This is a genomic window from Micromonospora sp. NPDC047521, assembly GCF_055587305.1.
Window position 1 is genome coordinate 525984 of sequence record NZ_JBVJGN010000003.1, and the last position, 22529, is coordinate 548512.

The 22529-nt window shown below is 73.3% G+C and carries 25 protein-coding genes and 1 pseudogene; 17 read left to right on the forward strand and 9 right to left on the reverse strand.

Going from position 1 to position 22529, the window contains the following annotated elements; genetic code table 11:
• Positions 1-16 precede the first annotated feature (16 nt).
• From ACZ6N8_RS10115 to hisF, 9 genes are all read left to right on the forward strand, one after another.
• Entirely contained in the window at positions 17-190 is a 174-nt protein-coding gene (locus ACZ6N8_RS10115; RefSeq protein ID WP_357989978.1) for a hypothetical protein, read from the forward strand.
• Positions 187-822 carry an imidazole glycerol phosphate synthase subunit HisH gene (gene hisH / locus ACZ6N8_RS10120; RefSeq protein ID WP_466008976.1) on the forward strand — a complete coding sequence of 212 codons (636 nt, stop codon included), beginning with the start codon at positions 187-189 and terminating at the stop codon, positions 820-822. The genes ACZ6N8_RS10115 and hisH overlap by 4 nt, the downstream gene beginning before the upstream one ends.
• A 39-nt stretch (positions 823-861) precedes the next feature.
• On the forward strand, positions 862-1185 hold the full coding sequence (locus ACZ6N8_RS10125; RefSeq protein ID WP_387120162.1) for a hypothetical protein: 324 nt from the start codon (positions 862-864) through the stop codon (positions 1183-1185).
• 14 nt (positions 1186-1199) lie between these two features.
• Positions 1200-1925, forward strand: coding sequence for a bifunctional 1-(5-phosphoribosyl)-5-((5-phosphoribosylamino)methylideneamino)imidazole-4-carboxamide isomerase/phosphoribosylanthranilate isomerase PriA (priA, locus tag ACZ6N8_RS10130; RefSeq protein WP_466008978.1), 726 nt, complete (start codon positions 1200-1202; stop codon positions 1923-1925).
• Positions 1922-2311, forward strand: a complete 390-nt coding sequence (locus ACZ6N8_RS10135) for a RidA family protein (protein ID WP_466008979.1) — start codon at positions 1922-1924, stop codon at positions 2309-2311. Before priA ends, ACZ6N8_RS10135 begins: the two co-directional genes overlap by 4 nt.
• Before the next feature lie 79 nt (positions 2312-2390).
• Positions 2391-2837, forward strand: coding sequence for a MarR family winged helix-turn-helix transcriptional regulator (locus tag ACZ6N8_RS10140; protein WP_466008980.1), 447 nt, complete (start codon positions 2391-2393; stop codon positions 2835-2837).
• 5 nt (positions 2838-2842) lie between these two features.
• Positions 2843-3274, forward strand: coding sequence for an organic hydroperoxide resistance protein (locus ACZ6N8_RS10145; RefSeq protein WP_364362620.1), 432 nt, complete (start codon positions 2843-2845; stop codon positions 3272-3274).
• 47 nt (positions 3275-3321) lie between these two features.
• Positions 3322-4320 (forward strand): NADP-dependent oxidoreductase, encoded by a 999-nt coding sequence (locus ACZ6N8_RS10150; protein WP_466008982.1) that lies wholly within the window; start codon positions 3322-3324, stop codon positions 4318-4320.
• 74 nt (positions 4321-4394) lie between these two features.
• Positions 4395-5156 (forward strand): imidazole glycerol phosphate synthase subunit HisF, encoded by a 762-nt coding sequence (hisF, locus tag ACZ6N8_RS10155; RefSeq protein WP_466008983.1) that lies wholly within the window; start codon positions 4395-4397, stop codon positions 5154-5156.
• Between the two features lie 6 nt (positions 5157-5162).
• Here hisF and ACZ6N8_RS10160 read toward each other — a convergent pair whose 3' ends face one another.
• Positions 5163-5624, reverse strand: a complete 462-nt coding sequence (locus ACZ6N8_RS10160) for a hypothetical protein (RefSeq protein ID WP_364362623.1) — start codon at positions 5622-5624, stop codon at positions 5163-5165.
• A gap of 101 nt (positions 5625-5725) precedes the next feature.
• Complete coding sequence (yczE, locus tag ACZ6N8_RS10165; RefSeq protein WP_466008985.1) at positions 5726-6376, reverse strand: membrane protein YczE; 651 nt, start codon at positions 6374-6376, stop codon at positions 5726-5728.
• A gap of 59 nt (positions 6377-6435) precedes the next feature.
• On the opposite strand from yczE, the gene yczR reads away from it, so the two are divergent.
• Together yczR and ACZ6N8_RS10175 are read left to right on the forward strand one after the other, a co-directional pair.
• Complete coding sequence (gene yczR / locus ACZ6N8_RS10170) at positions 6436-7893, forward strand: MocR-like transcription factor YczR (RefSeq protein WP_466008986.1); 1458 nt, start codon at positions 6436-6438, stop codon at positions 7891-7893.
• Positions 7894-7996: 103 nt separating this feature from the next.
• A complete protein-coding gene (locus ACZ6N8_RS10175) occupies positions 7997-8272 on the forward strand; it encodes a hypothetical protein (protein ID WP_466008988.1) in 276 nt (91 codons plus the stop codon).
• 43 nt (positions 8273-8315) lie between these two features.
• On the opposite strand, the gene ACZ6N8_RS10180 is transcribed toward ACZ6N8_RS10175, so the two are convergent.
• The 3 genes from ACZ6N8_RS10180 to ACZ6N8_RS10190 all read right to left on the reverse strand — a co-directional run bounded on the left by ACZ6N8_RS10180 (position 8316) and on the right by ACZ6N8_RS10190 (position 11985).
• Positions 8316-10142 carry an AMP-dependent synthetase/ligase gene (locus ACZ6N8_RS10180; protein ID WP_466008989.1) on the reverse strand — a complete coding sequence of 609 codons (1827 nt, stop codon included), beginning with the start codon at positions 10140-10142 and terminating at the stop codon, positions 8316-8318.
• 139 nt (positions 10143-10281) lie between these two features.
• Positions 10282-11229: a terpene synthase family protein gene (locus ACZ6N8_RS10185; protein ID WP_466008991.1), complete on the reverse strand. Its 948-nt coding sequence runs from the start codon at positions 11227-11229 to the stop codon at positions 10282-10284.
• Between the two features lie 126 nt (positions 11230-11355).
• Positions 11356-11985 carry a TIGR03085 family metal-binding protein gene (locus ACZ6N8_RS10190; protein WP_466008993.1) on the reverse strand — a complete coding sequence of 210 codons (630 nt, stop codon included), beginning with the start codon at positions 11983-11985 and terminating at the stop codon, positions 11356-11358.
• 169 nt (positions 11986-12154) lie between these two features.
• Here ACZ6N8_RS10190 and ACZ6N8_RS10195 point away from each other — a divergent pair, with 169 nt between their 5' ends.
• From ACZ6N8_RS10195 to ACZ6N8_RS10205, 3 genes are all read left to right on the forward strand, one after another.
• Positions 12155-14038 carry an ABC transporter ATP-binding protein gene (locus ACZ6N8_RS10195; protein ID WP_466008995.1) on the forward strand — a complete coding sequence of 628 codons (1884 nt, stop codon included), beginning with the start codon at positions 12155-12157 and terminating at the stop codon, positions 14036-14038.
• Entirely contained in the window at positions 14035-15822 is a 1788-nt protein-coding gene (locus ACZ6N8_RS10200) for an ABC transporter ATP-binding protein (RefSeq protein WP_466008997.1), read from the forward strand. Before ACZ6N8_RS10195 ends, ACZ6N8_RS10200 begins: the two co-directional genes overlap by 4 nt.
• A gap of 85 nt (positions 15823-15907) precedes the next feature.
• Positions 15908-16657, forward strand: a complete 750-nt coding sequence (locus ACZ6N8_RS10205) for a DUF2470 domain-containing protein (protein ID WP_364362633.1) — start codon at positions 15908-15910, stop codon at positions 16655-16657.
• Between the two features lie 53 nt (positions 16658-16710).
• Here ACZ6N8_RS10205 and ACZ6N8_RS10210 read toward each other — a convergent pair whose 3' ends face one another.
• The 4 genes from ACZ6N8_RS10210 to ACZ6N8_RS10225 all read right to left on the reverse strand — a co-directional run bounded on the left by ACZ6N8_RS10210 (position 16711) and on the right by ACZ6N8_RS10225 (position 19349).
• On the reverse strand, positions 16711-17118 hold the full coding sequence (locus ACZ6N8_RS10210) for a DoxX family protein (RefSeq protein WP_466008998.1): 408 nt from the start codon (positions 17116-17118) through the stop codon (positions 16711-16713).
• Between the two features lie 125 nt (positions 17119-17243).
• Entirely contained in the window at positions 17244-17840 is a 597-nt protein-coding gene (locus tag ACZ6N8_RS10215) for a TetR/AcrR family transcriptional regulator (RefSeq protein ID WP_466009000.1), read from the reverse strand.
• 25 nt (positions 17841-17865) lie between these two features.
• The gene (locus ACZ6N8_RS10220; RefSeq protein ID WP_387120201.1) at positions 17866-18621 is read right to left on the reverse strand and encodes an ABC transporter permease; all 756 of its coding nucleotides are present in this window, start codon (positions 18619-18621) and stop codon (positions 17866-17868) included.
• Entirely contained in the window at positions 18618-19349 is a 732-nt protein-coding gene (locus ACZ6N8_RS10225; protein WP_466009002.1) for an ABC transporter ATP-binding protein, read from the reverse strand. Before ACZ6N8_RS10225 ends, ACZ6N8_RS10220 begins: the two co-directional genes overlap by 4 nt.
• Before the next feature lie 596 nt (positions 19350-19945).
• Here ACZ6N8_RS10225 and ACZ6N8_RS10230 point away from each other — a divergent pair.
• From ACZ6N8_RS10230 to ACZ6N8_RS10240, 3 genes and pseudogenes are all read left to right on the forward strand, one after another.
• Positions 19946-20221, forward strand: a pseudogene (locus ACZ6N8_RS10230) (phosphoribosyl-AMP cyclohydrolase); the annotation flags it as partial.
• 177 nt (positions 20222-20398) lie between these two features.
• Positions 20399-20833, forward strand: coding sequence for a phosphoribosyl-AMP cyclohydrolase (gene hisI / locus ACZ6N8_RS10235; protein ID WP_364365974.1), 435 nt, complete (start codon positions 20399-20401; stop codon positions 20831-20833).
• Positions 20830-22383: an anthranilate synthase component I gene (locus ACZ6N8_RS10240; protein WP_466009004.1), complete on the forward strand. Its 1554-nt coding sequence runs from the start codon at positions 20830-20832 to the stop codon at positions 22381-22383. Before hisI ends, ACZ6N8_RS10240 begins: the two co-directional genes overlap by 4 nt.
• The last annotated feature ends 146 nt before the right edge of the window (positions 22384-22529 follow it).

Consider the following 22529-nt stretch of genomic DNA (forward strand, 5'->3'; position numbering starts at 1 on the left):
ATGGAAGGTGCCTCTGATGGGGGCCGCGTTGCCGACGTTGCTGCTGATCCTGGCGGGGGTGCTGGTGGGCGGCACCTGGTCGCTGCACCGGCAGGGCGCGCCGAGGGGCGCGGTGGTCATCACCGGGCTGCTGGCGGTCCTCGCCACGGCCGCCGGGGTGCTGCGTCTGATTCCGGGGTCGGGCTCGTGAGCGCCGACGTGGTGGTGCTCGACTACGGTTCGGGCAACCTGCGGTCGGCGGAGCGGGCGTTGGCCGCCGCCGGTGCGAACGTGCGGGTGACCGACGACCTGGCCGCCGCTGCCGCCGCCGACGGGCTGGTGGTGCCGGGGGTTGGCGCGTACGCCGCGTGCATGGCGGGGATCGAGGCGCTCGGGGCGGGTCCGGTGATCGCCGAGCGGGTGGCCGCCGGCCGGCCGGTGCTGGGCATCTGTGTGGGGATGCAGGTGCTGTTCGAGCACGGTGACGAGCACGGTGTGGTGACCAAGGGGCTCGGGCTGCTGCCGGGCGGGGTGACCCGGTTGGCCGCGACCCGGTTGCCGCACATGGGGTGGAACACGGTGCGGGCGCCCCGGGAGTCGGTGCTCTTCGCCGGGATGGGGCCGCAGAGCCGGTTCTACTTCGTCCACTCGTACGCGATGGGCGACCCGGCGGCGTTGTCCGCGGCCGGCGCGTTGGTGACCACCGCCCACCACGACACGGATTTCGTGGCGGCGGTGGAGCGCGGTGCGTTGTCGGCGGCCCAGTTCCATCCGGAGAAGTCCGCCGACACCGGTGCCGCGCTGCTGCGCAACTGGCTCGCCACGCTGTCCACCGGTGGCTGAGGGTCGTCGGCGCCCGCTGCCCGTCCGGTGGGGCGCGCGGTGAGTCGGGAGCGGGCCCGCCGCCGGGCGGAGCGTGAGGCGGAGCAGGCGCGTGAGCGGGCGGTGCGGCAGCGGCGGGTGGCTCGCCGGCAGCGCCGCCGGGCGGTGGTCCGCCGGTTGACGCCGCAGCTGCGCCGGGGCCGGTCGGGTCGGCTGGCCCGGCACTCCCGGGGGGAGCGGGCCGCGATCGTGCTGCTCACCGGGGCGGCGCTGATCCTCATCTGGGCGTTCGTCGACGATCTGGCGCTGCGCGTCGCGCTGATCGTGTTGTTGCTGCTCGTACTGCCGGCGATCGTCGTGATCGCTCTGGACCGTCGTACCTGATCGAGGAGAAGACGTTGAGTCTCACCCTGTTACCCGCCGTGGATGTCGCCGACGGCCGGGCCGTCCGGCTCGTGCAGGGCGCTGTCGGTAGCGAGAGCATCTACGGCGACCCGTTGGACGCCGCGTTGGCCTGGCAGCAGGACGGCGCGGAGTGGATCCACCTGGTCGACCTGGACGCGGCGTTCGGCCGGGGCACGAACGCGCACCTGCTCGCCGAGGTGGTGCGCCAGTTGGACGTGAAGGTGGAGTTGTCCGGCGGTATCCGTGACGACGAGTCGCTGCGGGCGGCGCTGGGCACCGGGGCGACCCGGGTGAACATCGGTACCGCCGCCCTGGAGGACCCGGTGTGGTGTGACCGGGTGGTGGGGGAGTACGGCGACCGGGTGGCCATCGGGCTGGACGTGCGCGGTCGTACCCTGTCGGCGCGCGGGTGGACCCGCGACGGCGGTGACCTGTACGAGGTGCTGGAGCGGCTGGACAAGGCGGGCGCGAGCCGGTACGTGGTAACGGACATCACCAAGGACGGCACGATGCGCGGGCCGAACCTGGACCTGTTGCGGGAGGTGTGCGCCCGGACGGACCGGCCGGTGATCGCCTCCGGTGGTGTGTCCACGTTGGACGACCTGCGGGCGCTGGCGTCGCTGGAGCCGATCGGTCTGGAGGGCGTGATCGCCGGCAAGGCGCTGTACGCGGGCGCCTTCACGGTGGCCGAGGCGCTGCGGACGCTGGCCGAGGCGTGACCGTCACCCGGCTGGGCTCGGGCGGCCCGTGGGAGCAGCGGTACGGCTACTCACGGGTCGTCCGGGCCGGTGACCTGGCGTGGACGGCGGGCTGCACGTCCACCGTGGATGGCCGGGTGACGCACGTGGGTGATCCGGCGGCGCAGACCGCGCAGGCGCTGCGGATCGGTTTGGCGGCGCTGGCCGAGGTGGGTGCGGAGCCGGGGGACGTGGTCCGGACCCGGATGTACGTGACGGACCGGTTGTACGCCGACGAGGTGGGTCAGGCGCACAACGCGGTCTTCGGGGCGGTGCGGCCTGCGGCGACGCTTGTGGTGGTGGCCGCCCTGCTGGATCCGGAGCACCTGGTCGAGGTGGAGCTGGAGGCGTACCTCGGCGATCGCTGAGGGCGCGGCCCGGCGGTGTCCGGGTCGCCTCGCGGCCCAATAAGTTGTGCACAACTTAATTGTGGGCTACGGTCAACCGGTGACCGATGATCTGGTGCTGCGCCGGCAGGTGTGCTTCGCGCTCTACGCCGCGTCGCGCGCCCTGACCGACGTGTACCGCCCGATCCTCGACGAGTTCGGGCTGACCTACCCGCAGTACCTGGTGCTGCTGGTGCTCTGGGAGCGTCCCGAGGACGCCCCCACGGTCTCCGAGCTCGGCACCGAGCTGCGACTGGACTCCGGCACGCTCTCCCCGCTGCTCAAGCGGCTGGAGGGGGCGGGCCTGGTCATCCGACGGCGGTCCGCCCGCGACGAGCGGCGGGTCGAGGTCGGCCTCACCGAGCAGGGCCGGGCGCTGCGCGAGCGGCTCTGTGACGTCCCGTTGCGGATCGCGCAGTCCACAGGGCTCGGCCTCGGCGAGCTCGTCGCGCTGCGCGACACCCTCACCCGGGTCACCGACACCATCCATCGACAGAAGGAGCAGTGACTCTCATGCAGGTTCTCTACACCGCGTCCGCGACCGCCACCGGCGACGGCCGGGACGGCCACGTCGAGACCTCCGACGGCACCGTCACGCTCGACCTGGCCGTGCCGAAGGAGATGGGTGGCGCCGGTGGTGCCGCCAATCCCGAGCAGCTCTTCGCCGCCGGCTACGCGGCCTGCTTCCACAGCGCGCTGCGTGTGGTGGCCCGCCGGGCCAAGGCCGACGTCGCCAACTCCGTCGTCGGCGCCGAGGTGGGCATCGGCCCGAACGGCAGCGGCGGGTTCGGGCTCACCGTGCAGCTCGTCGTCGACCTGCCCGCCGTGCCCCGCGAGACCGCCGAGCAGATCGTCGAGCAGGCCCACCAGGTGTGCCCGTACTCCAACGCCACCCGCGGCAACATCGACGTCACCCTCACCGTTCGCGAGACCCTGGCCGCGTGACGTCGCGGACCCAGGCAGCCACCCCCGGACGGAAGGACGACCACCCCGTGACCAGCAACCGTGAGATCCACCTGGCCCGCCGACCCGCCGGCTGGCCCACCGAGGAGAACTTCCGGCTCGTCGAGACCGAGGTGCCGACACCCGGTCCGGGCCAGATCGTGGTCCGCAACCAGTTCATGTCCGTCGACCCGTACATGCGGGGAAGGATGAACGCCGTCAAGTCGTACGTGGCGCCGTTCGAGCTGGACGCGCCGCTGGACGGGGCGGCGGTAGGCGAGGTGGTGGCCAGCGAGGCGGCGGACGTCCACGTCGGCGACACGGTCCTGCACGGGCTGGGCTGGCGGGAGTACGCGCTTCTCGACGCCTCCGCCGCCCGTACCGTCGACGCCGGCCTGGCCCCGGTCAGCGCGTACCTGGGCGTGCTCGGGATGCCCGGGCTGACCGCGTACGCCGGTCTGCTCGAGGTGGCGGCCATGAAGCCCGGCGAGACGGTCTTCGTCTCCGCCGCCGCCGGCTCGGTGGGCAGCCTCGTCGGGCAGATCGCCAAGCTCAAGGGCGCCGGCCGCGTCATCGGCAGCGCCGGGTCGCCGGCCAAGGTCGAGCGGCTGCGGGCGCTGGGCTTCGACGCCGCCTTCGACTACCACGACCGGCCGGTCCGCGAGTCGCTGCGCGAGGCGGCCCCGGACGGTGTCGACGTCTACTTCGACAACGTCGGCGGCGATCACCTGGAGGCGGCGATCTCGGCGATGAACCTGCACGGCCGGGCCGCCATCTGCGGCATGATCGCGCAGTACAACGCCACCGAGCCACCTGCCGCGCCGCGCAACCTCGCGATGGTCATCGGCAAGCGGCTCACCCTGCGCGGCTTCCTGGTCAACGACCACGGCGACGTCCGTCAGGCGTTCCTGCGCGACGTGGCCGGCTGGCTGCGCGACGACACGCTCAGGTACGACGAGACGATCGTGGACGGCATCGAGAACGCCCCGTCGGCGTTCCTCGGGCTGCTGCGTGGTGAGAACCTGGGCAAGATGCTCGTCCGGGTGTGACACCCACCTCGTTACCGGCGGCCGGCCCGATCGGGTCGGCCGCCGTGCCGCGTACGGGGGATAGGCTCACGGGCATGACGGTGGCGGTGCGCGTTATCCCCTGCCTGGACGTGGACGCCGGGCGGGTCGTCAAGGGCGTCAACTTCCTCGACCTGCGTGACGCAGGTGATCCGGTGGAGCTGGCGGCGGCGTACGACCGCGCCGGCGCCGACGAGCTGACCTTCCTCGACGTCACCGCGTCCTCCAGTGACCGGGGCACCATGCTCGACGTGGTGCGTCGCACCGCCGAGTCGGTGTTCATCCCGCTGACCGTCGGCGGTGGGGTCCGGCAGGTCGCCGACGTGGACACCCTGCTGCGGGCCGGCGCCGACAAGGTCGGCGTGAACACGGCCGCCATCGCCCGACCCGAGCTGATCGCCGAGATCGCCGACCGGTTCGGGCGGCAGGTGCTGGTGCTCTCCCTCGACGTACGCCGGGCCGCCGCCACCGCCAGCGGTTTCGAGGTCACCACGCACGGCGGCCGGCGCGGCACCGGCATCGACGCGGTCGACTGGGCGCGGCGCGGGGCCGAGCTGGGCGCGGGGGAGATCCTGCTCAACTCGATGGACGCCGACGGCACCAAGGCGGGCTTCGACCTGGAACTGATCGCCGCCGTGCGGGCCGTGGTGGACGTGCCGGTGGTGGCCAGCGGCGGCGCGGGCGAGGTGGCCCACTTCCCGCCGGCGATCGGCGCCGGCGCGGACGCGGTGCTCGCCGCCAGCGTCTTCCACTTCGGCGAGCTGACAGTGGCCGAGGTCAAGGACGCGCTGCGCCGAGGTGGTCACCCGGTGCGCTGAGCCCGGTCAGTGCCCGCCGGAGTGCCCCTCGGGGGAGCGCCGGGGCGTCGGGATCGAACGGACCACGTACTCCTGGACGGCCGCCGCGTGGTCGGCCTCCTCCAGGATCCAGTCGGCGCTGCCCGGTGCGTGCCGTCGGCTCAGGGCGCCCTGCACGGTGTCCACCATCGTGGCGACCCCGGTGCGGGGGCGGTTGCGCCAGAGCTGCTCACCCTCGCCGGTGATCCGGAACCAGCCGTCGGACACGCTCACCAGGCCGGCGCCGACGAGACGCCGGACGGCGACCTCGACCTCGTGCCGCTGCGGGATCGCGTGGTTGAGATGGTCGGCGGTGGAGAGCACATCGGTGAGGCGGACACCCTCCGGCCTGCGGCTGGTCGCCGATCGGCGGTGCCGACCGGCGCCGCTCGCGATGACCAGCGACACGAAGATCCAGGCGTCCGTCCAGCGCCAACCGTTCTCCCCCATGCAGAGATGATGACGGCGCGCGTCCCGGAAGGGAACACCCCCCCGCCATCCGGCGCCTCGTCACCACCACGGCGTGCCGGTCCGGGGACGGTAGGTGAACCTCAGCCGACGGGAGCGGCCTCCGGCTCCGGCGCGGCGCTCTTCGTCATGGGCACGGCGAACACCGGGATGAACAGGTGCGCCAGTGGGCCGATGGCAAGCGCGTACGCGACGGTGCCCACGCCCACCGTGCCGCCGAGCAGCCAGCCCAGCGCGAGCACGGTGACCTCGATGACCGTACGCACCAGCCGGATCGACCAGCCGGGCCGGCGGGCCACGAGGCCGGTCATCAGGCCGTCGCGGGGGCCGGGACCGAGCTGTGCGCCGAGGTAGAGGCCGGTGGCGGCGCCGTTGGCGACGATCCCGGTGACCAGCAGCGCGATGCGCACGCCGAGCGGGCCACCAGTCGGAAGCAGGGCCAGCGTGGCGTCCACCACCAGACCGATGACGACCACGTTGCTGACCGTGCCCAGCCCGGGGCGTTGCCGCAGCGGGATCCAGAGCAGCAGCACGAGCGCACCGACGCCGATGGTGACGGTGCCGAAGGAGAGCCCGGTCCGCTCGGCCAGGCCCTGGTGGAAGACGTCCCACGGGTCGAGGCCCAGATCGGAGCGGACCATCAGGGCCATGCTGACGCCGTAGAGGACCAGCCCGACGTAGAGCTGGCCCAGCCGCCGCGCCGGCCGGTACCGCAGATTGCCAATCAGTGCCATGCATGCCACCCTAGGTGCCAATCCTCCCTGGGAAAGAAGCCAATATCCGAGGAGTGGCCATGACCGGTCAGGTGCGCGGCGTCCAATTGGCCCGGCTGCTCGGCCAGTGGCACGCCCTTCCGGGCCGGCGGCGCAGCCCCGACTACGCCGCCCTCGCCGGTGCCGTGCGGGGTCTGCTCGCCGACGGCCGGTTGCCCCTGGGCGTACGCCTGCCGGCCGAACGGGAGCTGGCCGAGGCGCTGCGGATCAGCCGGACCACCGTCACCGCCGCGTACCGGCAGTTGCGCGAAACAGGGCACCTGGCCAGCCGCCGAGGTGCCGGCAGCTGGACCATGCTGCCCGGCAACCACCGGGTCGCCAGCACCGGCCTGTGGACCCCGCTGGACGACCGGGAGATGATCGACCTCGGCGTCGCCGCGCTGTCCGCGCCGCCGCAGCTGCTCACCGCGGCCCGGGCCGCCGCCGAGGACCTGCCGCGGTACGTGGGCGGCGCCGGCTACCACCCGACCGGCATCATCGAGCTGCGCGAGGCGGTGGCCGACGGGTACACGGCACGGGGGTTGCCGACCTCGGCCGACCAGATCATGGTGACCAGCGGCACCCAGCACGCACTCGACCTCGTGCTGCGCCTCGCCCTCGCCCCCGGCGGCAGCGTGCTTGTCGAATCACCCACCTACCCCAACGCGCTCGCCGCGCTGGCCGGCCGGCGGGCCCGGATCACCACCCACGGCCTGGCCGCCGACACCTGTGGCTGGGACGCCGACCTGCTGCTGGGCAGTCTCCGGCAGACCCGACCCCGGCTGGCGTACCTCATCCCTGAGTTCCAGAACCCGACCGGGCATCTGATGCCGGCCAACCTGCGCGAGCGGGTGGTGGCCACCGCCCACGCCGCCGGCACCGACCTCGTCGTCGACGAATCGTTCGTGGACCTGCCGTTGGACGGCACCGACCTGCCACCGCCGATGGCCACCTTCGACAGGCACTCCCGGGTCGTGAGCATCGGCGGGATGAGCAAGCCGTACTGGGGTGGCCTGCGGATCGGCTGGGTCCGCGCCTCCGCGCCGCAGGTGCAGCGACTGGCCGCCGTCCGCGTCGGTGTGGACATGGCCAGCCCGGTGCTCGACCAGCTTGTCGCGGTGCACCTGCTCGCCGACGCGCCGGCCATCGTCGGCGACCGGCGGGTCCAACTCGCCGCGCAGCGCGACGCCCTGCTCGGCGCACTGGCGCACCGGCTGCCGGACTGGCGCGTCACCGCGCCACGGGGCGGCGTGACGCTCTGGGCCGAGCTGGACGGGCCGGTGTCCAGCGCGCTGGCCCGGGCCGCCGAGGAGGTGGGCGTCCGGCTCGCCCCCGGCCCCCGGTTCGGCCTCGACGGCACCCTGGAGCGGTTCCTGCGGCTGCCGTTCACCCTGCCCGCCGCCGACCTGGTGGAGGCGGTCGAGCGGATCGCCGGGGTCCGGTACGACCTGGACCGGACCGGCCGGCAGCGGTGGCGGGAGCCGGCCGTCATCGCCTGAGCCCGGCACGCAAGATGGGCTCCGCAGCCCAGCCGTCTGCGCGCCGGGATTCGACCTGCTGTCGCTCTACGGCGGGGTCGCGCTCTACCTGTTCGCGCTCATCGTGCTCGGCCGGTGGCTGCTGGCCGCACCCCGCTGGCCCACGATCGGCGGGATCGTGCTGCTGCTCGCGCTGGTGCCGGTGGCCGGCGCGCTGTCCGAGCTGTTCGCGTTGGCCCTGCTGGCCCTGCTGGCCCTGCTGGCGCTCACCACGGCACTGGCCGTGGGCGCGCAGACGGTCGTGGACACCCGACGCCGGCGGGGTGTCCGGCAGACCGCGCTGGAGGAGCAGCTCGCCGTGGAGGAGGAACAGACGAGGTGGCGGGGCCACCACCTGTGATGGCCCCGTGTCCGGCGGGGGAGCCGGACACGGGACCGTCGGGTCACAGCTCGGCGAGGGTGCCCGAGTACATCTTGTCGATCTCGGCGGCGAAGTTGCTCTCCACCCCGCGTCGCTTGATCTTCAGCGAGGGGGTGATCTCGCCGTGCTCGATGGTCAGGTCGCGCGGCAGGATCGCGACCTTCTTGATCGTCTCCCAGCGGTTGAGCTTGGCGTTGAGCTGGGCGACGTACTCCTCGACCATCGTCTGCGCCTCCGGTGAGGCCACGATCTCGCTGTAGCTGCGCCCCTCCAACGGGCCGCCGGCCACCCAGCCCCTGATCGCGTCCGGGTCCAGCGTGACGAGCATCGTGCAGTAGTTGCGGGCCTGGCCGACCACGATTGCCTGCGAGGTGTACGGACAGATCGCCTTGAACATCCCCTCGATGTGCGACGGCGCGATGTACTTGCCGCCCGAGGTCTTGACCAGGTCCTTCTTGCGGTCGGTGATCCGCAGGTACCCCCGCTCGTCGAGGGTGCCGATGTCGCCGGTACGGAAGAAGCCGTCCTCGGTGAACGCGGCGGCGGTCTCCTCCGGCAGGTTGTGGTAACCGCGCATCACCGGCCGGCCACGGACCAGGATCTCCCCGTCGGTGTCGATCCGGCATTCCAGGTCGCCCATCGCCCGGCCCACCGTGCCGATCTGCAACCCGGAGGGCGGGTTCACGAAGTTGCCGGCACTGGTCTCGGTGAGGCCGTAGCCCTCGGAGATCGGCAGGTTGGCGGCGGCGAAGAAGGTGGCGATCTCAGGGCTGAGCGGAGCGGCGCCGGAGACCAGCACCCGCATCCGACCGCCCAGACGGGCCTGGAGCTTGCTGAACACCAGCTTCTCGGCCACCCCGTAGCGCAGCTTCAGCCCGGCCGGCACCGGCTTGCCGGCCTGCTCCAGGGTCACCTTCTCCTTGCCGACGCCGACGGCCCAGGCGAAGATCTTCGCCTTCGCGCCGCCGCCGTCCTGCGCGGTGGTCACCGCCCGGTTGTAGACCTTCTCGAACACCCGGGGAGCGCCGCACATCAGCGTCGGTCGGATCACCGAGAGCAGGTCGACAAGCTTGTCCACCCGGCCGTCGACGTAGGTGGGCAGCCCGACGTGGATGGCGCCGCAGAGCAGCGTCTTGCCGAACGAGTGGGCCAGCGGCAGCCACAGGTACTGCAGGTCGTCGTCGCGCAGCAGCCCGACCTCCGCCTGTGCCACGGCCTCCCAGCACCAGCCGCCGTGCAGCAGCTCGACGCCCTTGGGTCGGCCGGTGGTGCCGGAGGTGTAGATCAGGGTGGCCAGGTGGTCCGGGCCGATGCCGGCCACGAGCATGTCGATCAGATCCGGCTCGGCGGCCAGCGTCTGGCTGCCCCGCTCCTCCAGTTCGGCGAGCGTCAGTTGCGGAATCGCGGCAGCCGGGTCGACGGCGCCGTCGAGGAGCACCACGTGAGTCAGCGCGGGCAGGGAGGCGCCGGCCATCTTGGCGGCCTGGGCCGGGTTTTCCGCGAACAGCACCTTGGACCCGGAGTCGGCGATGATGAACGTGGCGTCCGCCGGCTCGGTGGTCGGGTAGACGGTGGTGGTGGCCCCACCGGCGCACATGATGCCGAGGTCGGCGATCACCCAGTCGAGTCGCGTGTTGGCGAGGATCGCGACCGGGTCCTCCTGGCCGATGCCCAGGCCGTGCAGGCCGGCGGCGACCGCCTTGGCGCGCTGGCCGACCTGCGCCCAGGTGAGCCAGTCGGGACCGGAGTCGTCGGAGTTCGGGGACGCGAACGCGTGCTGGTCGGGGGTGGCCGCCACGCGCTTGAGGAACATATCCGGGATGGAGCGGTACGGTACATCGAGAGCCATCGCTGTAGCCGCCTTCGGGGGTGGTGGCGTGACGGGGGTCACGTCGTATGTGGTTACCGAAGAGTATTGCCTGTCACCGGGCATCGGCTAGCCCTGGTGATCGTTCGGGCGTCCACGGACACCCGCCGGTGCGGCCGGATCAGGCGTACCGGGCAGCCGCGACCGACCAGTCGTAGGTGGCGCGGACCCAGTTCCGCCGGGTCGCCACGGCCGGCTGGACCCGGTCGTCACCGCTGGCCAGCAGCGCCTCCTCCGCCGTCAGGTACGCCGCGAGCCCCTGGTTGAACCGGTCCGCCGCCGCCCGCAGCGCGTCCGCCTCGTCCGAGCCGCTCCCCTGGGCGATCACCGTCACCAGGTTCTGCGCGTCCGGGTCCGCCTGGCTCTCCTTGCCGTACGAGAAGAGGTCGTTGCACCAGCAGACCAGGTCCACGGCCAGCAGGTCCAGGGCGACGAACGCCGGGTCGACGCGCCGCTCCGGTCCGGGTGGGTGTGCCGCCGCCAGGTCGGTAAGGGTGAGGCAGGGGTGCACGCCGCCGATGTGCCGGCGCAGTTGGATGTACTCCGCCACCTCGGGCACGCGCCGACGCTCCCGGTTGGTCGCCTCCCAGAGCAGCGCCAGCAGGTACTCCCGGAGCTGGCTGACGAACCGCAGCAGCAACGCCGGGTGGTCGTGCAGCCGGATGCGGCGACACAGGTCGTGCAGCGAGTCACCGAGCGGCCCGACGGCGGGCGGTACGACGTCCGGGTCGCCGAAATGGTCCAGCACGTCGAGCAGGGTGCTGATCGCCGGCCCGAGCCGGACCGGGTCGCTGCCCAGGCCGTCCTCGTCGCAGGCGTCGTCCATGACGAAGAGCCAACTGATCAGGTCGGTGAGCAGCCGCAGGCCGTCCACCGACCCGTCCGGGCAGGCGCGACCGGCCAGCCCCGCGGCGTCGGCCTGTTGCAGCCGGCGCACACGGTGGCCGGAATCGACCAGGCCGAAGGCGCGCGCCCATTCGGCGCTCTCGGCCGCAACCTGTTCCGTGGCGCCGTGGCGCCCCCCGACGAACGGGGGCTCCCGCAGCGCCGACATCGCGAAATTTCGCACAGTGCGTCCCCACTTCGTGCCGCCCGGCGCAGAGCAGCGCGGTGAAGCGTACGGGAGAACGCATCAGCATGTTTCACTGGGTGTGCGAATTCCACATTGGATCTGTGGCCGATTAGGTTCAGATGGTCACATACCCAGACCAGCGGTCCGCAGTCGGCGCGACGCCTCGGGCGGACCGTCCAGCTGGACCCTCGACACCCGCTGCCGGCCGGAAAGGAACAGGGTCAGCTCGGCCGGCGCCCCCACCAGTCGCAGCCGGTCGCCGCCACGGCCGACGGAGATCTCCCCGTGCCCGGGCGCCTGCACGTACAGGTCCGCCGGGAAGCGGCGCAGCGCGAGCCGGGCCATCGGGGCGGCGCGCTTCCACAGGGCGGCCTGGAGGCCGGGCGCCAGGTCGCGCGGCTGCCAGCCGGGGCTGGCCCGCCGTACGTCCTCGTGGTGGATGAAGAACTCCATGGTGTTGGCCAGCTCGTCGGTCAGCGGATTGCTGACCGGGCTCCACACCGGTGGTCGGCGCACCCGCGCCACCAGGTCGTCGTACGGCTGGGCGGCGAGGCGGCGGCGCACCCGCTCGGCGTACCCGCGCAGTGGCGGCAGCAGGATCCCGCCCGCCGCGTCCGGCCGGCGCTCGCGCAGCACCAGGTGCGCGGCGAGATCACGGGTGGCCCACCCCTCGTTGATCGTCGGGGCGTCGGGCCCGAGGGCCAGGAGGAGATCGGCCAGCGCCTGGCGCTCGGCTCGGGCGTACCGCGACATGGCCCGATCGTAGGCCCGGCCGGCCGCCGCCGCTCGCCGGCGGGCGCGGCCCGCCTCGCCGACCGCGCCCGCCGGGACGTGACTGTCGACATATCCGCTCCGGGTCGGCGGTGCTGGCCCGCAGCGGTAAGGATGAGGGAGATAATTGTGGCTTACGGCGGGGGAGAGCGTGGCGAGCAGGACAAGTCGGGACGTGCTGGGCCGAGGGCTGCGGGTTCTCGGGCAGGCGATCCGGGAACAGCCACGGATCTTCGCGGTCGCGGTGGTCGGCAGTGTGCTGTTCGGCGGGATGGTCATCGCCAGCGCGTACGTCGTGGGCGGGGTCGTCGGCGAGGTGGTGGTGCCGTCCATCGCCCGCGGCCAGGTGGGCGTCGGCACACTGGCGCTGGCCGCGGCCGCGCTGTTCGGGATCAGCATGCTGCGCGTGGTGGGCATTTTCGGTCGCCGGCTCGGTGCCGGCTATATGCAGTACCGCCTCCAGGCGGCCTACCGCCGCCGGGTCACCCGCCGCTACCTGGACCTGCCGGTGGCCTGGCATCAGCGCAACTCCACGGGCACGCTGCTGTCCAACGCCAACTCCGACGTGGAGGCTGCCTGGTACCCGATCGCGCCGCTGCCGTTCGCCGTCGGCACGCTCGTCATGCTGGTCGGCGCGATCGCCTCGCTGTTCGCCACCGACTGGGCCCTCGCCCTGGTCGGCCTCGCGGTGTTCCCGGCCCTGTTCGCGCTCAACGTGGTCTACTCCCGCCGGATGGCGCCCCGGCAGGCCCGGGCGCAGCGGCTGCGCGCCGAGGTCAGCGGCATCGCCCACGAGAGCTTCGACGGCGCCCTGGTGGTCAAGACGATGGGCCGCGAGGCGCAGGAGACGGCCCGGTTCGCCAGCCGCGCAGGCGAGCTGCGCGACTCGCTGATCGCGGTCGGCCGGCTGCGCGGTGTCTTCGACCCGCTGCTGGAGACACTGCCCAGCCTCGGCACCCTCGCCGTCCTGGTGGTCGGGGCGTTCCGGCTGCGCCAGGGCGCGATAAGCGTCGCCGAGCTGGTAAGCGTGGCCTTCCTCTTCACCGTGCTGGCCTTCCCGGTGCGGGCCATCGGCTGGGTCCTGGCCGAACTGCCGCGCAGCGTCGCCGGCTGGGACCGGGTGCGCCGCGTGCTCGACGCCACGGGCGAGATGCCGTACGGGCAGCTGGTGCTCGACCCGGCCACCTCCGGCCCGGCCACCCTCACGTTCACCGGCGTGCATTTCTCGTATCCGCCGGCCGAGGCGCACCTACCCGGCGCGCAGGTGCTCGGCGAGGTCGGCTTCACCGTGCCGGCCGGGCGGACGGTGGCCCTGGTCGGGCCGACAGGTGCCGGCAAGTCCACCATCACCTCGCTGGCGGTACGCCTCGTCGACCCGGACTCCGGCACCGTCGAGCTGGACGGGGTGGACGTGCGGGAGCTGACCGCCGCGTCGCTGACCGGCACGGTGGCGCTGGTCGCGCAGGTGCCGTTCGTCTTCGACGACACGGTCCGCGCCAACATCGCCCTGGACCGGCCCGGCGTCGACGACGAGGACGTCTGGGCGGCGCTGCGGCTGGCCGAGGCGGACGGGTTCGTCGCGGCCCTGCCCGACGGACTGGACACCATGGTCGGCGAGCGGGGCACCTCGCTCTCCGGCGGGCAGCGCCAACGGCTGACCCTGGCCCGCGCGCTGGCCGGCCGACCGCGACTGCTGGTGCTCGACGACGCGACGAGCGCGGTCGACCCCCGGGTGGAGGCGGCCATCCTCGCCGGCCTGCGCTCGTCGGCCGGCCAACCGGGCGTGCCGGCCGCGTCGATCCTGGTCGTCGCGTACCGCCGGGCCACGATCGCGCTCGCCGACGAGGTCATCTACGTCGAGCAGGGGCGGGTGGTGGCCCGGGGGACGCACACCGAGCTGCTGGCCACCGTGCCCGGCTACGCCGACCTGGTCACCGCCTACGAACAGGCGGAGGTCGACCGCGCGCAGGAACGCCCGTACGACGACGAGGTCGCACCGCTCCCGTCGGGCCTGGAGATCGAGGTGGACCGGTGACGACGACGCAGGACGCTGATGAGCGGACCGAGCGGACCGAGACGACCTGGCAGACGCTGCGTCGTGGCCTGGCGCTCTCGCCCGAGCTGCGGACCGGGCTGGCCGCCACGCTCGCCCTCGCGCTCGTCTACATGGTCGGCCGGGTGGCCGTACCGGTCGCCGTGCAGCAGGGCATCGACCGGGGCATCGTCGGCGGGCTGAACCTGGACGTGGTGTGGTCGGTGGTGGCGATCACCGCGGCGATCCTCACCGTCACCACGCTCTGCGGGTACCTGATGATGCGCCGGCTGTTCACCGTCAGCGAGACGGCGCTGGCGAACGTACGCACCCGGGCGTTCCGGCACGTGCACGACCTGTCGATGCTGCACCAGCAGTCGGAGCGGCGCGGATCGCTCGTCTCCCGGGTCACCAGCGACGTCGACCAGATCACCCAGTTCCTCCAGTGGGGTGGGGTGATCCTGCTGGTCAATCTCGGTCAGCTGGTCGTCACCACAGCCGTCATGCTGGCGTACTCCTGGCAGTTGACACTTGTGGTGCTTGCCGCGTTCCTGCCGGCGGTGCTCGTCATCAGGCAGTTGCAACGCCGCCTCGGCGCGGCGTACGCGACTGTGCGTCAGCGCACCGGCGCGCTGCTCGGCGCGATCGGCGAGAGCGTCGTCGGGGCGCCGGTCATCAGGGCGTACGGCATCGCGGGACGCACCGCGCGGCGGCTGGACGACGCTATCGACGGTCAGCGGCTGGCGCAGCAGCGGGCGATCCGGATCAGCATCGTGGGCAGCTCGGTGGGTGAGCTGGCCGCCGGGTTGGCGCTGGCCGGTGTGGTGGTGCTCGGTGTGACGCTCGGCGTGGACGGCACCCTGTCGATCGGGCAGCTGACCGCGTTCCTGTTCCTGGTCACGCTCTTCATCCAGCCGGTGCAGATCGCCACCGAGGTGCTCAACGAGGCGCAGAACGCGATCGCGGGCTGGCGTCGGGTGCTGGACGTGCTGGACGTCGCCCCGGACGTGGCCGACCCGGGGGAGCAGGGGCGCGACCTGCCGGGCGGGCCGCTGGACATCCGCTTCGCGGGGGTGCGGTTCGCGTACCCGGGTGGGCCGCCGGTGCTGCACGACATCGACCTGGAGATCGCGGCGAAGAGCCGGGTGGCGGTGGTCGGGGAGACCGGCAGCGGCAAGACGACATTCGCCAAGCTGCTCACCCGCCTGATGGACCCGTCGGCGGGCGCGGTGCTGCTGTCCGGGGTGCCGCTGTCGGAGGTCCGCTTCGACTCGCTGCGCTCCCGGGTGGTGATGGTGCCGCAGGACGGCTTCCTCTTCGACGCGACGGTGGGAGAGAATGTCCGTTTCGCCCGTCCGGAGCTGACCGACGAGCAGCTCCGCGCCGCCTTCACCGAGTTGGGCCTGTCGGACTGGCTGGACGGTCTGCCGGCGGGGCTGGACACGCCTGTCGGTGAGCGGGGTGAGGCGCTCAGCGTCGGGGAGCGGCAGCTCGTCGCGTTGGCCCGGGCGTACGTGGCCGACCCGGACCTGCTGGTCCTGGACGAGGCGACAAGCGCGGTGGACCCGGCGACCGAGGTGCGTCTGCAACGCACCCTGGACGCGGTCACCAGGGGCCGCACGACGCTCGCCATCGCGCACCGGCTCTCCACGGCGCAGGCCGCGGACGAGGTGATCGTGGTGGACCGGGGGCGGGTGGTGCAGCGCGGGCCGCACGACGAGCTGGTCCGGGACGCGGACTCGGTCTACGGCCTGCTCTACGCCTCGTGGCTGGAGCAGACGCGGTAACGATCGCACCTGTGTGGTGGACGTCGCTGGACGGGTGCTCTAGGCTCCGGATTAGGTAAGCCTAACCTCAGAAGGAGTCGCGCCCATGCGGCCCAGCCCCGCCGAGATCGTTCGTACCCTCGTCGCCGGCCGCCTGCCCGGTCTCGTCCACCTGGCCCACCGGCCCGGCCCGCACCACGCCCGGCACGTGACCGACCCGGACGGTCGGGTGCTGCTGCTGGTGCCGGTCGCCAGCCACCTGGCCGCCGCGCTGCAACCGGTGGCCGGCGGCAACGACGTCGCGGTGGTCCTGGACGTGCTCGACCTGCCGCCCGCCGCCGGTGCGCCCGCTCTGGGCCGGGCCTGGGTCTCCGGCTGGGCGGCCGAGCTGCGCGGCGACGAGGCCCGGCACGCGGCCGTCGACTTCGCCGCCGTCGACCCGACCGGTGACCTGCTCGACGTGGGCACCCGCTTCCGGCTGTACCGCTTCGAGGTGGCCGAGGTCCGCTGGGAACGCGCAGGCACCGTGCAGCGGGTCGACCCCGGGGAGTACGCCGAGGCCGAGCCGGACCCGGTGCACCCGGTCGAGGCGCGCCTGCTGGCCGACCTCGCCGAACGCGACGCCCCCGAGATGACCGACTACCTGCGTCGGCAGCTCGGGCTGACCGGGCAGACGCCGGACGGGCCACCCCGTGTGGTGCGCATCGACAGGTACGGGCTGGTGGTGGCCCTCGGCCGCGCCGGCGCCCGGCGTCGGGTCCGGCTCGCCTTCCCGCGCCCCGTGACCGACCCGGACGAGCTGGCCGGCCTGCTGCCACCGCTGCGCCGCCTGGCCGGGGCCCGACCCCGGTCCTGAGCCACCGGCCGCTGGCCGCCTGCGCCGTCAGCGGGACCGGTCGCGGGTCGCGCTCAGCGGGACCGGTCGCGGGTCGCGCCCAGCGCCCACGCCACAAGCGCCGGCTGACCGAGCAGGCGCAGCGCCCGCTTGCGGTCGGTGTCCAGCCCGAAACCGTCCCGGCGTTCGACGTACTGGGCGATGTTGCCGGGGAAGACACCGACGAAGAAGCCGGCTACCGCCCTGCCGAGCAACCGGCGGGCGGGCTGGCGCCACGTGGCCAGCAGCGCCGACCCCAGCGCGAGTTCAGCGAGACCGGACACGACCACTACCTTGTCGACGTCGACAGGCAGCCAGGAGGGCACCTGTGCCCGGAACTCCTGCCGCTTCGTCGTCAGGTGACCGACGCCGGCGCTCAGTAGGACGGCGCCGAGGGACGCCTGCCCGATGGCCTGCAGGACGGGTTTCGCCGATTGGCTCATGATCATGCTCCTGGGCTGTGTCGCGGACGGATCCTCCTACGATCTCCAACTCGACACCGTTCAACCCCGCGAACCCGCGAGCCGGCCCGTCGCGAGGCCGCCGCGACGGACGTGGCGCCCGCCGGCTAGGCCGACAAAGAGCCGGTGAGGTAGCGCTGCACGGTCGGGCCGACGGCCGCGACAAGCGTCTCCGGGTCGGCGGACGCCACCGGCTCCAGCCGCACCACGTGCCGCATCATGGCCAGGCCGATCATCTGGGTGGCCACCAGGGACCCGCGCAGCGGCAGCTGGGCCGGCTCGACGTCCAGCTGTTCGAGCACCCGGCGCAGCACCTGCGTGGTGATGAACTCGCGTAGCAGCCGCGCCGTCCACTCGTTGCTCACCGCCGAGCGCAGCAGCGCCACCCCGGCGCTGCCGGCCGGGGAGTCCCAGACGCCGAGGAAGACGCGCACCATCCGCTCGCCGACGCCGTCCCGGTCACCGGCGAGCACCCTCGGCACCAGCTGACCCGGGTCCACCGGGAAGTTCATCGCGGCCAGGAAGAGCTGGTCCTTGCTCCCGAAGTAGTGGTGCACAAGCGCCGGGTCGACGCCGGCCGTGCCGGCGATGGCGCGGATCGAGGCGGCGTCGAAGCCCCGTTCGGCGAACGCCGCCCGCGCCGCGTCGAGGATCGACTCCCGGGTGCCCGGGTTGCCGGGTCTCCGGCCCGTCCGCCGCGTCATCGCCGCCCTTCGTCCGTCCCGCCGGTCAGCCGCTGCGCCGGCGCAGGGTGGCCGCCGCGAGCACCAGCGCCAGCACCGCCGCGCCGAACACCACTGTCACGTCCCGCCACATCCTGCCGGTCGGCTCGGCGTTCGCGCCGACCTCCTGCAACGCCTCGACGGCGTACGACAGGGGGAGGGCGTCACTGAGCGCCTGGAGCCAGCCGGCCATCTGGTCGCGGGCCACGAACAGCCCGCACAGCAGCAGTTGGGGGATCACCACGACCGGCAGGAACTGTACTGCCTGGAACTCGGTGCGGGCGAAGGCGCTGCAGAACAGCCCGAGGGCGACGCCGAGCACCGCGTCGAGGACCGCGATCCCGATCACCAGCGCGCTGCTGCCGGCGGTCTCCAGGTCGAAGACCCAGTACGCGACAGCGGCGGCGACCGCCGCCTGCACCGCGGCGGCCAACCCGAAGGCGATGCCGTAGCCGAACAGCAGGTCCAGCTTGCCCATCGGGGTCGTGAGCAGCCGCTCCAGGGTGCCCGAGGTGCGCTCCCGGAGCATGGCGATGCTCGTCACCAGGAACATGATCACGAAGGGGAAGATGCCGAGCATCACCAGCGCGACCCGGTCGAACGTGGACGGCGCCCCGGGTGGGGTCGGCTGGTCGGCGTACATGAAGTAGACAAGGGTGAGCAGGACGGCCGGCACCGCCACCAGCAGCGCGATGGTGCGCCTGTCGTGCCGGAGCTGGCGCAGGATGCGCCAGGTGGTGGCGGCCAGGATGCGCGCGTTCACGAGGCGCCTCCGGCGGGTGCCGCGCCGGCCCGGATCAGCCGCAGGAACGCCTCGTCGAGGTCGTCCACGCCGGCTGCGGCGCGGATCGCGGCGGGGCTGTCGTCGGCGATCAGCCGCCCCTCGCGGATCAGCAGCAGGCGGTCGCAGCGGGCCGCCTCGTCCATCACGTGGCTGGACACCAGCAGGGTGGTGCCGGCCGCCGCCATGGCGTGGAACCGGGCCCACAGGTCGGCCCGCAGCACCGGGTCCTGGCCGACTGTCGGCTCGTCGAGGATGACCAGCTCCGGGTCGCCGACCAGCGCGCAGGCGAGCGACGCGCGGCTGCGCTGGCCGCCGGAGAGGGTGGCGACCAGTTGGCCGGCCGCCCCGGCCAGCCCCACGTCGCTGACCGCCCGGTCGGCCTCGGCGCGCCCCCGGCCGTGCAGGGCCGCGAAGTAGCGGGCGTTCTCGCGCACGGTCAGGTCGGCGTAGACGCTGGGCGCCTGGGTCAGGTAACCCACCCGGTGCCGCAGCGCGGGGGCGCCGGCCGGCTGACCCAGGACGGTGATCGTCCCGCCGGTGACCACCTGCACCCCGACGACCGCGCGCAGGAAGGTCGTCTTGCCGCTGCCGCTGGGGCCGAGCAGGCCGGTGACGGCGCCCCGGGTGACATCGCAGCTGATGCCGTCCAGCACCCGCCGCCCGCCCCGGTCGACGACCAGGTCACGAACGGCTATCGCATCGTCCATCAGACACCTCCGGAAAACTCATCAACCGATGAACTCAACGCTAGATGAGATTCCGCCGCCGACGCAACGGCCGAGGGCCCGGCGACCGGGACGTCCCATGCCGGTGGCGCTACAACGGGCAGTAGCCTTCGGACCGGACACCAGGTCCGGCATCGGGCATTGCGCGCTGATCGGGCGTACGGCACGATGGCGCGGTGGGTCACGCTCCGTTACCGAACAGCGGTTTCCTCGAAGACTGGGCCGCACGGCTTCGGCAGGCCGCCGAGCGACCTGTCGTCGGCATCCTCCTGCGCGGCAGTCACGCCCGCCGGACGGCCACCGCGCACAGCGACGTCGACCTCGACGTGCTGGTCGGCGGTGCCCCGTACGCCGCCCGACGGGCCTACCTGGCCGAATCCGCAGGCCGGCTGACCCACGTGTCGGTGGCCGCCCGGGACGTCCGCTCCTGGGTGCACCGGCTCGGCGAGCCCGCGGACTGGGCGTTCGGGCTGCCGGTCACCGCCCCGGCCCGGTTGCTCTGGGCCGACCCGCACTGGCGGCCCCGGATCGACCTGCCGGTGCTCTGTCAGCCGGCCGAACCACCCCGGCTCGAGGAGATGATCGCCGCGCTGGGCAAGGCCGCCGCCGCGCGGGTCGCCGACGACCGCCTCGGCGTCCGACTCGCCGTCGCCGACCTGGCCCGGCTCTGCCCGTCGGTGCTGCGCCCGGCCAACCCGTCGGTACGTGTGTTCTCCCGCCGGGCGGCCTTCGCGGCGGCCCTGGAACTGCCCGTCGCTCCGCCCAACTACCGGGAGGACATGCTGCTCTGCCTCGGGCTGCGCCCGGGCTCCATCGGGCAGCTCTGGGCCGCCGCCGTGCGGCTGGTCGCCGGCACGCTGCCGCTGGTCCGCCCGTACGCCGAGGAGATCGCCGAGAGCGCCGGCACCGACCTGGCCGACGCCCTTGTCGACGGGCGGCTGGAGCGCTACGTCGCCCAACTGGCCCGGCCCGCCGGCCCCCGGCGGGAGCGGTCGCCGGTCCCCGCCCCGCGTGCGGGACAATTGGTCACTGTGCCCGTACCTGACCCGCCGGTAACCGGCGTCCCCAGCGATCCGAGCGGCCCGGACGCGTCCCCGCCGGCCCGTCCCTCCCGGCTCGACCCGGCCATCGCGGCCCGGCTGCGTCGCACCGCCGACGGCCTGGTCGCGGCCGTGGTCCGCGCGCACGACTCGGGCGAGGTGCTGATGGTCGCCTGGATGGACGACGAGGCGCTGCACCGCACCCTCACCACCGGCCGGGCCACCTACTGGTCGCGCAGCCGCCGCGAGTACTGGGTCAAGGGCGCCACCTCCGGGCACCACCAGTACGTCCGCTCGGTCGCCCTGGACTGCGACGGCGACGCGCTGCTGGTCAGCGTCGACCAGGTCGGCGCGGCCTGCCACACCGGGCACCGGACGTGCTTCTTCACCGAGCTGCCGGTGACGGGGACGGGGTCCGGCGCATGACCGACGGCACGGTGAGCCCCGACCCGACCACCTTCGCCGAGCTGGCCGCGCGCTGGCGGGTGGTGCCGGTCACCAGGCGGTTGCTGGCCGACGCGGAGACCCCGGTGGGCGTCTACCGCAAGCTGGCCGGCGGCCCCGGCACGTTCCTGCTGGAGTCTGCCGAACAGGGCGTCGGCTCGGCAGGCATGGCCTGGTCGCGGTACTCGTTCATCGGCGTGCGCAGCAGCGCCACACTCGTGGAGCGGGACGGCGCGGCGGCGTGGCTCGGTGAGCCACCGGCGGGGCTGCCCACCGGAGGCGACCCGGTGCGGGTGCTCCGGGAGACCGTCGCGGCGCTCGCGGGCCCGGTCGCCGACCCCGCCGACGGGCTGCCGCCGCTGACCGGGGGCATGGTCGGCTACCTCGGCTACGACCTGGTCCGTCGCTTCGAGCGGCTGCCCGAGCTGATCGAGGACGACCTGGGTGTGCCCGAGCTGGGCATGATGCTCGCCACCGACCTGGTGGTGCTCGACCACTACGACGGCTCGGCGATCCTGGTCGCCAACGCGCTGCTGCCCCCGCTTGACGCCCCGGACCGCGCCGCGCAGGTCACCGCCGCGTACCACCACGCGGTGGGCCGGCTGGACGCGATGACCACCGCGCTGTCCCGGCCCATCCCGCCGATGATCTCCACGGTCGAGCGTCCGCCGACCGGCGAGGTCTCCTGCCGTACGCCCGAGGGGGGCTACCCGAAGGCGGTGGAGGCGGCAAAGGAGGCGATCCGGGCCGGCGAGTGCTTCCAGATCGTGCTGTCGCAGCGTTTCGAGCGGTCCACCCACGCCGATCCGCTTGACGTCTACCGGGTGCTGCGCACCAGCAACCCGAGCCCGTACATGTACCTGCTGCGCTTCGACGGCTTCGACATCGTCGGCTCGTCGCCGGAGGCGCACCTGAAGGTCACCGCGGGCACGGACGGCAAGCGCCGGGCCCTGCTGCACCCGATCGCCGGCACCCGGCCGCGCGGTGGCACCCCGGCCGACGACGCGGCGCTGGCCGCCGAACTGCTCGCCGACCCGAAGGAACGGGCCGAGCACGTGATGCTCGTCGACCTGGGCCGCAACGACCTGGGGCGGGTCTGCCAGCCGGGCAGCGTCGAGGTGCCCGAGTTCGCGACGATCGAGCGGTACAGCCACGTGATGCACATCGTCTCCACGGTGACCGGCACGCTGCGTACGGACCAGAACGCGTTCGACGCGCTCGCCGCCACCTTCCCGGCCGGCACGCTCTCCGGCGCACCGAAGGTGCGGGCCATGGAGATCATCGAGGAGTTGGAGCCGGTGCGCCGCGGCGTGTACGGCGGCACTGTCGGCTACGTCGGCTTCGGTGGCGACCTGGACATGGCGATCGCCATCCGGACCGCGCTGATCCGCGACGGCCGCGCCTACGTGCAGGCCGGCGCGGGTGTGGTCGCCGACTCGGACCCGGCCGCCGAGGACCAGGAGACGCGGAACAAGGCCGCCGCCGTGCTGGCGGCGATCGCGGCGGCCGAGACGTTGCGGCCGGCCCGGTGAGCGCGAGGAGTGCAGCGCAGCGGAGCCCCGCAGTCGCGAACGAAAGGCCAGCCCGGTGAGCGCGAGGAGTGCAGCGCAGCGGAGCCCCGCAGTCGCGAACGAAAGGCCGGCCCGGTGAGCGCGAGGAGTGCAGCGCAGCGGAGCCC